This window comes from Streptomyces sp. NPDC050997, assembly GCF_040660135.1.
Lineage (GTDB): Bacteria > Actinomycetota > Actinomycetes > Streptomycetales > Streptomycetaceae > Streptomyces.
Genome location: NZ_JBFAGK010000021.1, coordinates 117395 through 130579, shown reverse-complemented (window position 1 = coordinate 130579; position 13185 = coordinate 117395). Strand labels below are relative to the sequence as shown.

At 69.2% G+C, this 13185-nt stretch carries 11 protein-coding genes and 1 pseudogene; 4 read left to right on the top strand and 8 right to left on the bottom strand.

Annotation, left to right across the window (positions count from 1 at the left end):
• The first annotated feature begins 104 nt into the window (after window positions 1–104).
• Both gabT and AB0H86_RS35350 read left to right on the top strand, forming a co-directional pair.
• Window positions 105–1439 carry a 4-aminobutyrate--2-oxoglutarate transaminase gene (gene gabT, locus AB0H86_RS35355; RefSeq protein WP_362448461.1) on the top strand — a complete coding sequence of 445 codons (1335 nt, stop codon included), beginning with the start codon at window positions 105–107 and terminating at the stop codon, window positions 1437–1439.
• A 120-nt stretch (window positions 1440–1559) separates the two neighbouring features.
• Window positions 1560–2408 (top strand): phosphatase PAP2 family protein, encoded by an 849-nt coding sequence (locus AB0H86_RS35350; RefSeq protein WP_362448458.1) that lies wholly within the window; start codon window positions 1560–1562, stop codon window positions 2406–2408.
• Window positions 2409–2467: 59 nt separating this feature from the next.
• On the opposite strand, the gene AB0H86_RS35345 is transcribed toward AB0H86_RS35350, so the two are convergent.
• The 6 genes from AB0H86_RS35345 to AB0H86_RS35320 form a co-directional block, all read right to left on the bottom strand.
• The gene (locus AB0H86_RS35345) at window positions 2468–3886 is read right to left on the bottom strand and encodes an FAD-dependent oxidoreductase (RefSeq protein ID WP_362448455.1); all 1419 of its coding nucleotides are present in this window, start codon (window positions 3884–3886) and stop codon (window positions 2468–2470) included.
• Between the two features lie 29 nt (window positions 3887–3915).
• Window positions 3916–4716, bottom strand: a complete 801-nt coding sequence (locus tag AB0H86_RS35340) for an ABC transporter permease (RefSeq protein WP_362448452.1) — start codon at window positions 4714–4716, stop codon at window positions 3916–3918.
• Entirely contained in the window at window positions 4717–5646 is a 930-nt protein-coding gene (locus AB0H86_RS35335; protein WP_362448449.1) for an ABC transporter permease, read from the bottom strand. It abuts the gene before it with no gap.
• The gene (locus AB0H86_RS35330) at window positions 5646–6815 is read right to left on the bottom strand and encodes an ABC transporter ATP-binding protein (RefSeq protein WP_362448446.1); all 1170 of its coding nucleotides are present in this window, start codon (window positions 6813–6815) and stop codon (window positions 5646–5648) included. The genes AB0H86_RS35335 and AB0H86_RS35330 overlap by 1 nt, the downstream gene beginning before the upstream one ends.
• Entirely contained in the window at window positions 6812–8047 is a 1236-nt protein-coding gene (locus tag AB0H86_RS35325) for a spermidine/putrescine ABC transporter substrate-binding protein (RefSeq protein WP_362448443.1), read from the bottom strand. Before AB0H86_RS35325 ends, AB0H86_RS35330 begins: the two co-directional genes overlap by 4 nt.
• A 79-nt stretch (window positions 8048–8126) precedes the next feature.
• Window positions 8127–9668, bottom strand: a complete 1542-nt coding sequence (locus tag AB0H86_RS35320; RefSeq protein ID WP_362448440.1) for a gamma-aminobutyraldehyde dehydrogenase — start codon at window positions 9666–9668, stop codon at window positions 8127–8129.
• A 180-nt stretch (window positions 9669–9848) separates the two neighbouring features.
• Between AB0H86_RS35320 and AB0H86_RS35315 the strand changes: the two are divergent.
• Window positions 9849–10439: pseudogene (locus AB0H86_RS35315) on the top strand (NADAR family protein); the annotation flags it as partial.
• Between the two features lie 141 nt (window positions 10440–10580).
• On the opposite strand, the gene AB0H86_RS35310 reads toward AB0H86_RS35315, so the two are convergent.
• Window positions 10581–11072 (bottom strand): DUF4190 domain-containing protein, encoded by a 492-nt coding sequence (locus tag AB0H86_RS35310; protein WP_362448437.1) that lies wholly within the window; start codon window positions 11070–11072, stop codon window positions 10581–10583.
• A gap of 150 nt (window positions 11073–11222) precedes the next feature.
• Window positions 11223–11930 carry a DUF4190 domain-containing protein gene (locus tag AB0H86_RS35305; protein WP_362448434.1) on the bottom strand — a complete coding sequence of 236 codons (708 nt, stop codon included), beginning with the start codon at window positions 11928–11930 and terminating at the stop codon, window positions 11223–11225.
• Window positions 11931–12117: 187 nt separating this feature from the next.
• Between AB0H86_RS35305 and AB0H86_RS35300 the strand changes: the two genes are divergently transcribed.
• Entirely contained in the window at window positions 12118–13179 is a 1062-nt protein-coding gene (locus AB0H86_RS35300) for an adenosine deaminase (RefSeq protein ID WP_362448431.1), read from the top strand.
• Window positions 13180–13185: the final 6 nt, after the last annotated feature.

The following is a 13185-nucleotide window of genomic DNA, read 5'->3' as shown; positions in this document are numbered from 1 at the left end:
ATGCCCACCCCCCATGCCCCGTCCTAGCCTGCGAGAAAAGACCTCAAGCGTCCGAAAGACGCCCACCCGGAAACTCCGGTTCGCAATATCTTCAGGGAGCTCTCATGACCGCACTTCCGCAGGAGCGCCGCGTCGTCACCGCCATCCCCGGCCCGAAGTCGCAGGAGCTGCAGGCCCGCCGTACCGCCGCGGTCGCGGCCGGTGTGGGCTCCGTGCTGCCCGTGTTCACCGCGCGGGCGGGCGGCGGGATCATCGAGGACGTCGACGGCAACCGTCTGATCGACTTCGGCTCCGGCATCGCGGTCACCGGCGTCGGCGCCTCCGCCGAGGCCGTCGTACGCCGGGCCTCCGCCCAGCTCGCCGACTTCACCCACACCTGTTTCATGGTCACCCCGTACGAGGGCTACGTGGAGGTCGCCGAGGCCCTCGCCGAGCTCACGCCGGGTGACCACGCCAAGAAGAGCGCCCTGTTCAACAGTGGCGCCGAGGCCGTCGAGAACGCCGTGAAGATCGCCCGTGCGTACACGAAGCGCCAGGCGGTCGTCGTCTTCGACCACGGCTATCACGGCCGTACGAACCTCACCATGGCGCTGACCGCGAAGAACATGCCGTACAAGCACGGCTTCGGCCCGTTCGCGCCCGAGGTCTACCGGGTGCCGGTGGCCTACGGCTACCGCTGGCCGACCGGTCCGGAGAACGCGGGCCCGGAGGCCGCCGCGCAGGCCATCGACCAGATCACCAAGCAGGTCGGTCCGGACAACGTGGCCGCGATCATCATCGAGCCGGTGCTCGGCGAGGGCGGCTTCATCGAGCCGGCGACCGGCTTCCTGCCCGCCATCAGCAGGTTCGCCGCCGACAACGGCATCGTCTTCGTCGCCGACGAGATCCAGTCCGGGTTCTGCCGCACCGGCCAGTGGTTCGCCTGCGAGGACGAGGGCATCGTCCCGGATCTGATCACCACGGCGAAGGGCATCGCCGGCGGACTCCCGCTGGCCGCGGTGACCGGCCGCGCCGAGATCATGGACGCCGCGCACGCGGGCGGCCTGGGCGGCACCTACGGCGGCAACCCGGTCGCCTGCGCGGGCGCGCTGGGCGCGATCGAGACGATGAAGGAGCTCGACCTCAACGCCCGGGCGAAGGCGATCGAGGCGACGATGAAGTCCCGTCTGGCCGCCATGGCCGAGAAGTTCGACATCGTCGGCGACATCCGCGGCCGCGGCGCGATGATCGCCATCGAACTGGTCGAGGACCGTACGACGAAGGAGCCGAACCCGGCGGCGACGGCCGCGCTGGCCAAGGCCTGCCACCAGGAGGGCCTGCTGGTCCTGACCTGTGGCACCTACGGCAACGTCCTGCGCTTCCTTCCGCCGCTGGTCATCGGCGAGGACCTGCTGAACGAGGGCCTCGACATCATCGAGCAGGCGTTCGCGCGCATCTGACGGTCGCCCCGCACAGCTGATCGCGCCAACGGCAGACGGTGTGAAGAAGGTGTGCGAGGTAGATGACAGGACTCGATTCCGCCTGTCGTGAGCCCACCCCCTGCCGTAGGTTCTACCCAGATGAGAGATACACCCCGTCCGTGGGAAACTGCGGGCGAGTTCAGGCCGAGGCCTCCCCAGCTTCGACCTGGTCGTGCCCTCGCGCACACAAACGGGGCCTCTGGCTCCGGATCTCCTCACCGATCGGACAGTCGCTCGCCCCAAACCCCCCGGGGCGCGCGACCATCCGATCCGATCGGCCGCCCCGGAACCACCCCCCCTGTTCCGGGGCGGCCGGCCTCCTTCCTCCTTCTCGGGATGCTCGGGCTTTCGGCCCTCCTCTTCACGCTGATCACCTGGCAGGTCGTCGCCGACGGCCCGCTGGTGCGCGTGGACGAGCGCGCCAGCCGCGCCCTGGTCCACCCGGACCGCATCTCCCAACTCCTCGCCGACCTGGGCAATGTCCAGGTCGCGGTCCCGGTCCTGGTCCTCGCGCTGGCCCATGTCGCCTGGCGCTCCCGCCGCGCTGGTACAGACCGCTGGTGGCTTCCGGCCACCGCCGCCGCCCTCGTGATGGCCCTGGCCCCGGCCCTGATCGTCCCCCTGAAGGAAGTCATCGCCCGCCCGGGAACCCCGGCCGTACCCCCCGGCACCGGCTACTTCCCCTCCGGCCACACCGCCACGGCCGCCCTCGCCTACGGCTCCGCGACCCTGCTCCTCCTGCCCCGGCTGCGCGCCCACACCGGCCGCGCCCTCCTCGCCACCTGCGCCCTGCTCGTCCTGGGCGTCTCCTTCGGCCTGGTCCGCCACGGCTACCACTGGCCGCTGGATGTCCTGGCCAGTTGGTGTCTGTGTGCGGTGCTGCTCTCGTCGCTGTGGCTGTTCCTCGGGCGGGTTCCCGGACGGGGGACGCCCGGCCGGCCCTCCTAGCACCGTGGCAGGCCCGCCGCCGCCTCGTGCATGGCCAGTTCGAGGAGAGCCAGGTGGGATCAGCTGTCGAAGCCCAGGCCCAAGCGGTCCATCGTGCGCAGCCACAGGTTGCGCCGGCCGCCATGCGCGTCCGCCTGGGCGAGCGACCATTTGGTGAGGGCGATGCCCGTCCAGGCGAAGGGCTCGGGCGGGAACGGCAGGGGCTTCTTGCGGACCATTTCGAGCGAGGTGCGCTCCGTGGACTCCCCCGCCAGCAGGTCCAGCATCACGTCCGCGCCGAACCGGGTGGCCCCGACCCCGAGGCCCGTGTAGCCCGCCGCGTACGCCACCTTCCCGTGGTGGGCCGTGCCGTAGAACGCCGAGAAGCGCGAGCAGGTGTCGATCGCGCCTCCCCACGCGTGGGTGAAGCGGACGTCCTCCAGTTGCGGGAAGCAGGTGAAGAAGTGCCGGGCGAGCTTGGCGTAGGTCTCCGGGCGGTCGTCGTACTCGGCGCGCACCCGGCCGCCGTACGGGTAGATCGCGTCGTAGCCGCCCCACAGGACGCGGTTGTCCGCGGACAGCCTGAAGTAGTGGAACTGGTTGGCGCTGTCCCCCAGCCCCTGCCTGTTCTTCCAGCCGATGGACGCCAACTGGTCGGCGCTCAGGGGCTCGGTCATCAGCGCGTAGTCGTAGACCGGGACCGTGTACGCCCTCACGCGCCTGACCAGGCTGGGAAAGATGTTCGTGCCGAGCGCGACCCTGCGGGCGCGGACCTGGCCGTACGGAGTGCGTACGGCCATCCCGGCGCCGTACGGCTTCAGGGTGAGGGCGGGGGTGTGCTCGTGGACGCGGACCCCGAGTCGGACGCACGCCCGCTTCAGGTTCCAGGCGAGCTTCGCCGGGTGGAGCATGGCCACGCCCCGGCTGTCGTGGAGGCCCGCCCGGAAGGTCGGTGAGGCCACCTGTTCCCGTACCGCCTCCGTGTCCAGGAACTCCACGCCGTCGGCGAAGCCCTCGCGTTCCATCTCCTCGTACCAGTCGCGCAGTTCCCTCGCCTGGTACGTCTCGGTCGCCACGTCGATCTCGCCGGTGCGCTCGAAGTCGCAGTCGAGGTCGTGCCGGGCGACCGCCTTCTCGATCTCGTCGAGGTTGCGGGCGCCCAGTTCCTGGAGCTTGTGGATCTCGCCCGGCCAGCGAGTCAGTCCGTTGGCCAGGCCATGGGTGAGGGAGGCGGCACAGAAGCCTCCGTTGCGGCCGGAGGCGGCCCAGCCCACCTCGCGGCCTTCCAGCAGCACGACATCCCGCCCGGGGTCCCGTTCCTTGGCGAGGAGCGCGGTCCACAGTCCGCTGTAGCCGCCGCCGACGACCAGGAGGTCGCAGATCTCGACGCCGGTGAGCGCGGGTTCGGGGCGGGGCTTGCCAGGGTCGTCCAGCCAGTACGGAACCGGCTGGGCCTCGGAAAGGGATCTGGTCCACCTGTTCATGGCGCTCGGGGCCATGATGTCAACTCCCTACAGGGGTCTTCCGGTTACGCCTTCTGCCTGGTGCGGCGTTTCCCGATGACCATCGAGGCCAGGACGAGAAGTACGGCGACCAGGAACATGGCCGTACCGATGACGTTGATCTGAACGGGCGTTCCGCGCTGTGCCGAACCCCAGACGAACATGGGGAAGGTGACGGTCGAGCCCGCGTTGAAATTCGTGATGATGAAATCGTCGAAGGAGAGCGCGAAGGCGAGCAGCGCGCCCGCCGCGATTCCGGGGGCGGCGATCGGCAGGGTGACCCGAAGGAAGGTCTGTGCGGGACTGGCGTACAGGTCCCGGGCCGCCTCCTCCAGGCTCGGGTCCATCGACATCACGCGCGCCTTGACGGCGACGACGACGAAGCTGAGGCAGAACATGATGTGCGCGATGAGGATCGTCAAGAATCCCAGCTGGGCGCCCATGTTGAGGAACAGGGTCAGCAGCGAGGCGGCCATGACGACCTCGGGCATCGCCATCGGCAGGAAGATCAGCGAGTTGACCGAACTCCGCGCGCGGAAGCGGTAGCGCACCAGCGCGAAGGCGATCATCGCGCCGAGGATCGTGGCCCCGATCGTCGCCCACACCGCGATCTGGAGGCTGATCGACAACGAGCCGCACATGTCGGCGACCCCGCACGGGTCCTTCCACGCGTCCGTGGAGAACTGCTGCCACTCGTAGTTGAAGCGGCCCTTCGGTTTGTTGAAGGAGAACACCGTGACAACGACGTTCGGCAGCAGGAGATATCCGAGCGTCAGCAGTCCGGCGATGACGACGAGATGGTGCTTGAGCCATTTGACGAAGGTCATTTAAACCAGATCCTCCGTGCCGGACTTGCGAATGTAGACGGTGACCATGATGAGAATCGCGGCCATGAGGATGAAGGAGAGCGCCGCGGCGGTCGGATAGTCGAGAATGCGCAGGAACTGGCTCTGGATGACGTTGCCGACCATGCGGGTGTCGGTGGAGCCGAGCAGGTCCGCGTTGACGTAGTCGCCCGCCGCCGGGATGAAGGTCAGCAGCGTGCCGGAGACCACTCCGGGCATCGAGAGCGGGAAGGTGACCTTGCGGAAGACCGTGGCCGGCCGCGCGTACAGGTCGCCCGCCGCCTCGTGCAGGCGTGTGTCGATGCGTTCCAGCGAGCTGTACAGCGGCAGGACCATGAACGGCAGGAAGTTGTACGTCAGACCGCAGACGACGGCGAGTGGCGTGGCCAGCACGCGGTCGCCGGAGGTCCAGCCGAGCCAGCTGGTGACGTCCAGGACGTGCAGCGTGTTGAGCGCGCCGACGACCGGGCCGCCGTCCGCGAGGATCGTCTTCCAGGCGAGCGTGCGGATCAGGAAGCTGGTGAAGAACGGCGCGATCACCAGGATCATGATCAGGTTCCGCCAGCGGCCCGCGCGGAAGGCGATCAGATACGCCAGCGGGTAGCCGAGGACCAGACACAGGATCGTGGCGGATCCGGCGTAGAGGACCGAGCGCAGGAACTGCGGCCAGTACTCGCTCAGCGCGTTCCAGTAGGTCGCGAAGTGCCAGGTGACCTTGTAGCCGTCCTCCAGGGAGCCCGTCTGCACGGACGTGGAGGCCTGGTAGATCATCGGCAGCGCGAAGAAGACGAGCAGCCACAGGATGCCGGGCAGCAGCAGCCAGTACGGCACCAGGCGGCCACGTTTGCGCGGGGGCTTCTGCGCCGGGGCCGTCGGGGAGAGCGGCGGGGGCGCCTCGGTGAGCGTCGACATCAGGCCGCCTCTTCCGACATGTCGATGCCGGCGTCGATGTCCTGGGCCGGGTCGAGCCCGAAGGTGTGCGCGGGGTTCCAGTGCAGGACGACCTCGGCGCCGCGCACGAGCCGGGCGTCGCGGTCGATGTTCTGGGCGTAGACCTCGAACTCGGGGCAGACAGGGCTGTCGATGACGTACTGCGTGGAGACTCCGATGAAACTGGAGTCGGCGATCCTGCCGGTGATCCGGTTGCGGCCCTCGGGGATCTCGCCCGCCTGGTCGGCGTGGGTGAGGGAGATCTTCTCCGGGCGGACGCCGACCAGCACCCTGCCGCCGGTCGTCGTCGGCGCGGAACATCGCGTCCCGGGCAGCACCAGCTTGCCGCCGCCCGCCTTGAGGACGACGTCGTCGCCGCTCCTGGAGTCGATCTCGGCCTCGATCAGGTTGGAGGTGCCGAGGAAGTTGGCGACGAACGTGGTGTGCGGGTTCTCGTAGAGGTCGGTGGGCGAGCCGAGCTGTTCGACGCGGCCCGCGTTCATCACGGCGACCGTGTCGGCCATGGTCATGGCCTCCTCCTGGTCGTGGGTGACGTGGATGAAGGTGATGCCGACCTCGGTCTGGATGCGCTTGAGCTCCAGCTGCATCTGGCGGCGCAGCTTGAGGTCCAGGGCGCCGAGGGGCTCGTCGAGGAGGAGCACCTTGGGGGTGTTGATCAGCGCGCGGGCCACGGCGACGCGCTGCTGCTGGCCGCCGGAGAGCTGGTGCGGCTTCTTGCGCGCCTGCTCGCCGAGCTGGACCAGGTCGAGCAGCTCCTCGACCTGCTTCTTCACCGACCCGATGCCGCGTCGGCGCAGGCCGAAGGCGACGTTCTCGAAGATGTCCAGGTGCGGGAAGAGGGCGTAGGACTGGAAGACGGTGTTCACCGGCCGCTTGTACGGCGGCAGATCGGTGACTTCCTGGTCGCCGAGGAAAACCCTGCCGGAGGAAGGTTCCTCCAGGCCCGCGATCATGCGCAGGGTGGTGGTCTTGCCGCAGCCCGAGGCGCCGAGCAGAGCGAAGAAGGAGCCGTGCGGGACGGTCAGTTCGAGCGGGTGCACGGCGGTGAACGAGCCGTAGGTCTTGCTGATGCCGGAGAGGCGGACATCGCCGCCGTGGTCGGTCTTGTCGGTCGTCTTCACGGTGATCACGCCCCAGTCAGCTTCGCGAACTTCTCTTCGAACTCGGTCTCTTCCTTCGAGCTCAGTGAGCGGAAGGCGCGGGACTTCGCGGCCATGGCCCGGTCCGGGATGATCAGCGGGTTGTTCGCCGCGTCCTTGTCGATCTTCGCCAGCTCGGGCTTCACACCGTCGACGGGACACACGTAGTTGATGTACGCGGCGAGCTCGGCGGCCGGTTTCGGCTCGTAGTAGTAGTCGATGAGCCGCTCGGCGTTCGTCTTGTGCCGCGCCTTGTTGGGGATCAGCAGGTTGTCGGTCGACGTCATGTAGCCGCTGGCCGGGATCAGGAAGTCGATGTCCGGGCTGTCCGCCTTGAGCTGGACCACGTCACCGGCCCAGGCGACGCAGGCCGCGAAGTCGCCGCTGGTGAGGTCGGAGGTGTAGTCGTTGCCGGTGAAGCGGCGGATCTGGCCCTTGTCGACGGCCTTCTGGAGGCGGGCGATCACCGCGTCGTAGTCGTCCGCGGTGAAGTTCGCCGGGTCCTTGTCCATGTCGAGCAGGGTCATCCCGATGCTGTCGCGCATCTCCGACAGGAAGCCGACCCGGCCCTTGAGCTTGGGATTGTCCAGCAGGTCGGAGATGGACTTCACCTCGACGCCGTCGAGCGCCTTCTTGTTGTAGGCGATGACCGTCGAGATGCCCTGCCACACGTACGAGTAGGCGCGGCCCGGGTCCCAGTCGGGGCTGCGGAACTGGTCCGACAGGTTGGCGTAGGCGTGCGGGAGGTTGGCCGGGTCCAGTTTCTGGACCCAGCCCAGGCGGATGAGGCGGCCGGCCAGCCAGTCGGTGAGGACGATGAGGTCACGGCCGGTGTCCTGGCCGGCGGCGAGCTGCGGCTTGATCTTGCCGAAGAACTCGTTGTTGTCGTTGATGTCCTCGGTGTACTTGACCTTGATGCCGGTCCGCTCGGTGAACTGGTCGAGCGTGGGGTGGTGCTTCTCGCTCTCGTCCACGTCCATGTACTCGGTCCAGTTGGAGAAGTTGACGGTCTTCTCCTGAGCCGAGTGGTCGTCCGCGGAGACACCGCCCTGGGTGCTCCCGGCCGCGGGGATGCCGCAGGCGCTCAGCGCCCCGAGACCGCCGATCGTGAGCGCGCCACCCAGCACGGACCGCCGGGTCATGGCGGCCCTGCCGTTCCTGAGGCTGCGCCGCATAGCGGCCACCTGGGCCGGGGACAGGCGGTCTGGCTCGTACTGCTCCATGCCGTGGTGCCCTTTCGGGAGATGCCCTTTTTGGCAAATGTTCTTTTTGTGATAATACGGCCACTGGTCAGGCAGCCGGTTATCCCTGTCGATCCCCGAAGATCGTCCGGTGCCAGTCCTTGCGGGGCGCCGCAGTGTTATCGAACATGACGTGCTTGATCTGGGTGTATTCCTCGAACGAGTACGCGGACATGTCCTTGCCGAAGCCGGACGCCCGGAACCCGCCGTGAGGCATCTCGCTGATGATCGGAATGTGGTCGTTGATCCATACGCAGCCCGCCTTGATCTCCCGGGTGGCGCGGTTCGCCCGGTAGACGTCCCGGCTCCAGGCCGAGGCGGCCAGCCCGTACGGCGTGTCGTTGGCCAGCCGAAGGCCCTCGTCGTCGGTGTCGAAGGGCAGGACGACCAGAACCGGCCCGAAAATCTCGGACTGGACGATCTCACTGTTCTGGGCGGCGTCGGCGACCAGGGTGGGGCGGTAGTAGGCACCGTTCTCGAGATCCGCCTTCGGAGCCTCGCCGCCGGTCACCACGCGCGCGTAGCCGCGCGCCCGGTCGACGAACCCGGCGACCCGGTCGCGCTGGACATGCGAGATCAGCGGGCCGAGGTCGGTGCCCGGGGCGAACGGGTCGCCGAGGCGGACGGTCTCCATGAGGGCGGCCGTCTGCTCGACGAAGGCCTCGTAGAGGGGACGCTGTACGTACGCGCGCGTGGCCGCCGTGCAGTCCTGCCCGGTGTTGATGAGCGCGCCCGCGACCGCGCCGTTGACGGCCGCCTCCAGGTCCGCGTCGTCGAAGACGACGAAGGGGGCCTTGCCGCCCAGCTCCAGGTGGAGGCGCTTGACGGTGGCGGTGGCGATCTCGGCGACGCGCTTGCCGACGGCGGTGGAGCCGGTGAACGACGTCATCGCCACGTCCGGGTGGCCGACGAGGTGCTCACCGGCCACCCGGCCGGCGCCGTTGACGATGTTGATCACACCGTCGGGGATCCCGGCGTCGGTGGCGGCCTGCGCGAACAGCAGCGAGGTGAGGGGGGTGAGCTCGGCGGGCTTCAGCACGATCGTGTTGCCCGCGGCGATCGCCGGGAGGATCTTCCAGGCGGCCATCTGGAGGGGGTAGTTCCAGGGCGCGATGGAGCCGACGACGCCGATCGGCTCGCGGCGGACGTACGAGGTGTGGTCGCCGGAGTACTCGCCCGCGGACTGGCCCTGGAGGTGTCGGGCGGCACCGGCGAAGAAGGCGATGTTGTCGATCGTGCCCGGCACGTCGAACTCACGGGTCAGCTTGAGGGGCTTGCCGCACTGCATGGACTCGGCACGGGCGAGGTCCTCGGCACGGTCGGCCAGCACGGCGGCGAACCGGTGCAGGGCGTCGGAGCGCTCGCCCGGGGTGATCGAGGACCAGCCCGGGAAGGCCGCCCGGGCGGCGGCCACGGCCGCGTCCACGTCGGCGACGCCCGCCAGCTCGTACGTAAACACCTCCTCGCCGGTCGAGGGGTCTACAACCGCGTGCGTGCGGCCGGAGGTTCCCTTCGTGAGACGGCCCGCGATGAACTGGGCGCCCTCCGCGAAACGCTCCTGGGCCGCGAACCGGTCCGGGGTGACAGTGCCCGGGTTGTGCATGCCGCTCTCCTCCGCCCTCGCCCCGCGTTCATGGAGGCGGGTGGCGTAGCTCCAGCTCGATTTGAATGCCGATCCTGACAGAGCAAAGGGCGTCCAACAAGTGATTCCGTTGTTGCCTTTTGGTTACGCGACGGAATCTGTCGACCAGGTGTCGAGTCGGCCGCGAAAAGGTAGGACGGAATGTCAGTGGTGCCTGCCAGACTCGCGTGCATGAAAGGGATCACGGGGAAGATCGCTTCGCGGGACGCGCTGGTCAGCGAGGTCCGGGCCGGCTCCAGGATCAAGTATCTGCACTTCTGGGGACACCGGCCGCGGAGCGACGGCAGGGTGGGGCCGAGCTGTCTGAGCCAGTGGTGGCCCTCGCCGTTCACGGTGTCCGGCGTGTCCTACGCGAGCGCCGAGCACTGGATGATGGCGCGCAAAGCGCGGCTCTTCGACGACGCGGAGGCCGAGCAGCGGGTGCTGGCGGCGGGGCACCCCGCCGAGGCCAAGAAGGCGGGGCGGCTCGTGTGCGGCTTCGACGAGGCGCTGTGGGAGCGCGAGCGGTTCGGGATCGTGGTCGAGGGCAGCGTGCACAAGTTCGCCGCGCATCCCGAGTTGCGGGAGTTCCTGCTGGCCACGGGTGAGAGAGTGCTCGTCGAGGCGAGCCCGGTGGACCGGGTGTGGGGCATCGGCCTCGCCGCCGACGACGCGGCGGCCTCGGATCCGGAGCGGTGGCGGGGGCCGAACCTGCTCGGGTTCGCTTTGATGGAGGCACGGGAGCGGCTGCGGACCGGCCTCGTGAACGGGACGGACCTCAGGGGCCGTACAGACCTCGCCGGCGGGATGGACCTTGCCGACCGGACGGACCTCGCCGGCGGGACGATCTGAGGCGGGACCGGCCGTCGGGCCCGCCCCGCCTCAGCCGCGGTGTCAGAAGGCGCTCATGAAGCTCGCGAAGAGCAGAAGCCCCAGCAGCGGGAGGATCACGGTGGCCACGATCCCGCAGACGAGTCCCGCGGTCGCCGCGCCCCTGTTGGTCGCCTCACCACGGCCCGCCTTGCCGCGGCCGATCGCGCCGAAGATGATCCCCAGGATCCCGAGGATGACCCCGAAGAACCACAGGAAGAACGTCAGGCTGCACACGACGCCGATGATGCCGAGCACCAGACCGGTCGTACCCATACCGTTGCTCGGCTGCGGTGCCATGCCGTAGCCGGGCATCTGCGGGTAGGCACCCACCGGAGCGGCGGCCGGGTACGACGGGGCCGGACTGGCGTAGGACTGCCCCTGGTTCGGGTAGCCGTACCCCGGAGCGGATCCGGACTGCGGATAGGCGTAGCCCCCGGCCGGCTGCTGCGGCGGCTGCGGTGGCTGCGACGGCGGTGGCCCGAACCCACCGGATCCGGGATTGGCGTCGGACATGAACTGCTCCCCTCGTTGACTGCCAGGGCATCGTAATGGCCCAGCTCACCTCGGGGGGCACCGTTTCGACGGGTGAATTCGCCAGGTGGATCAGGCAGTTGCTTCCGCGGCTGGTTCGGCAGTGGCTCGGCGGTCGCTCCGGCTGATGCCTCAGTCGTTCGTGAGCACGGACACGGGACCGGCCCGGAAGGCGCCGTAGGTGTCGTCGTACTCGTCGTCCATGTTGATCGCGGCCGTGATCCCGATGGCGATCAGGACGATGACCGCGACACCGAGGATGATGCCGATGACGCCCGTGATCAGGCCGGCCTGCGCCTGACCGTGGTTGTCGGCCTCGCCGCGCTCGGCCCGCTTCTTCCCCTTGAGGCCGAAGATCACGGCGAGGATGCCGAGCACGATCGAGACGATGCCGTAGAGGCAGAACAGACAGCAGGACAGGATGCCCAGGACCATCGCGGCGACGCCCATGCCGTTCTGCGGGGGCGCCTGCATACCGGGCCAGCCGTAGCCCGGGGGGTAGGACGGGTATCCGTAACCGCCGGGAGGCGTGGGGCCGGTGGGGGCGACGGGCGGCGGAGGCAGAGCGGCGCCGGGAGCGTCCGCGCCCGGGGAGGCGGTGCCGGGCGGCGGGTAGCCGGGCGGGGTGTAGCCGGGTGCCGCGTACCCGTCGGCGGGCATCGAGGTGACCGTGGCCTGGTCGTGTACGGACGGGGGCGGTGAACCGGGGGCCGGGGCGGTGCCCGGGGCTTGGCCGGAACCGGGTGCCTGGTTCTTGTCCAGGGACGGTCTGCTCTCCGGCGGCGCCCAGGGGTCGTGGCCCCCACCGGCCTCCCCGCTCGGCTGAGTTGCGTCCGTCATGCCATGTCCCCCTAGGTCGTTCCTGCCGCCATGCTACGGCCTGGCCACCACGCCTCGGCGGCCGGTCCCGGCGCAGCCCGCAGGGGGCTCCACCCCGCCCACCGCCTACGATGTCACCGCACTCGATCAGCCGATCACCCGCGCCGCACCCGACCGGTGCCCGGCGCCCTGCCCCGGGGAGGCCCCCATGACCGAGCACCTCGTCGACGCCCGTGCCCCACGCGATCTGCAGGCCTTCATCGCGTCGTTGCCCAAGGCCGAACTCCATGTGCACCACGTCGGCTCCGCCTCTCCGCGCATCGTCTCCACGCTGGCCGCCCGCCACCCCGACTCCAAGGTCCCCACCGACCCCGAGGCCCTGGTCGACTTCTTCACCTTCACGGACTTCGCCCACTTCATCGACGTGTACCTGTCCGTCGTCGACCTGATCCGCACGCCGGAGGACGTCCGGCTGCTGACGTACGAGATCGCCCGGGACCTGGCCCGGCAGCAGGTGCGGTACGCCGAGCTGACCATCACCCCGTTCTCCTCGACCCGGCGCGGCATCGACGAACTCGCCTTCATGGAGGCGATCGAGGACGCCCGCAAGGCGGCGGAGGCCGAGTTCGGGACGGTCCTGCGCTGGTGCTTCGACATCCCCGGCGAGGCCGGTCTGATGTCCGCCGAGGAGACGGTACGGATGGCCACCGACGAGCGTCTGCGTCCGGAGGGCCTGGTGTCCTTCGGGCTCGGCGGGCCCGAAGTCGGCGTACCCCGGCCGCAGTTCAAGCCCTACTTCGACCAGGCGATCGCCGCCGGCCTGCACTCCGTTCCGCACGCCGGCGAGACCACCGGCCCCCAGACGGTGTGGGACGCGCTCACCCACCTGCGTGCCGAGCGCATCGGACACGGCACCAGCTCCGCACGCGACGAGAAGCTCCTCGCCCATCTCGCCGAGCACCGGATCGCGTTGGAGGTGTGCCCGACCTCCAACATCGCCACGCGCGCGGTGCGCACGCTCGACGAGCACCCCCTCAAGGACTTCGTGGACGCCGGCGTGCTGGTCACGATCAACTCCGACGACCCGCCGATGTTCGGCACCGACCTCAACAACGAGTACGGCGTCGCCGCCCGGCTGCTGGACCTCGACGAGCGTGGACTGGCCGAGCTGGCGAAGAACGCGGTCGAGGTCTCGTTCCTCGACGAGGCCGGCAAGACCCGCATCAAGGACGAGATCGACACGTACACCTCTGGTTGGCTCGCCCCCTGACCCGAC

Excerpts from the sequence above, each read along its gene's own strand:
- gabT (WP_362448461.1), top strand. The coding sequence starts at position 105 with ATGACCGCACTTCCGCAGGAGCGCCGCGTCGTCACCGCCATCCCCGGC.
- AB0H86_RS35350 (WP_362448458.1), top strand. The coding sequence starts at position 1,560 with ATGAGAGATACACCCCGTCCGTGGGAAACTGCGGGCGAGTTCAGGCCG.
- AB0H86_RS35345 (WP_362448455.1), bottom strand. The coding sequence starts at position 3,886 with ATGGCCCCGAGCGCCATGAACAGGTGGACCAGATCCCTTTCCGAGGCC.
- AB0H86_RS35340 (WP_362448452.1), bottom strand. The coding sequence starts at position 4,716 with ATGACCTTCGTCAAATGGCTCAAGCACCATCTCGTCGTCATCGCCGGA.
- AB0H86_RS35335 (WP_362448449.1), bottom strand. The coding sequence starts at position 5,646 with ATGTCGACGCTCACCGAGGCGCCCCCGCCGCTCTCCCCGACGGCCCCG.
- AB0H86_RS35325 (WP_362448443.1), bottom strand. The coding sequence starts at position 8,047 with ATGGAGCAGTACGAGCCAGACCGCCTGTCCCCGGCCCAGGTGGCCGCT.
- AB0H86_RS35320 (WP_362448440.1), bottom strand. The coding sequence starts at position 9,668 with ATGCACAACCCGGGCACTGTCACCCCGGACCGGTTCGCGGCCCAGGAG.
- AB0H86_RS35310 (WP_362448437.1), bottom strand. The coding sequence starts at position 11,072 with ATGTCCGACGCCAATCCCGGATCCGGTGGGTTCGGGCCACCGCCGTCG.
- AB0H86_RS35305 (WP_362448434.1), bottom strand. The coding sequence starts at position 11,930 with ATGACGGACGCAACTCAGCCGAGCGGGGAGGCCGGTGGGGGCCACGAC.
- AB0H86_RS35300 (WP_362448431.1), top strand. The coding sequence starts at position 12,118 with ATGACCGAGCACCTCGTCGACGCCCGTGCCCCACGCGATCTGCAGGCC.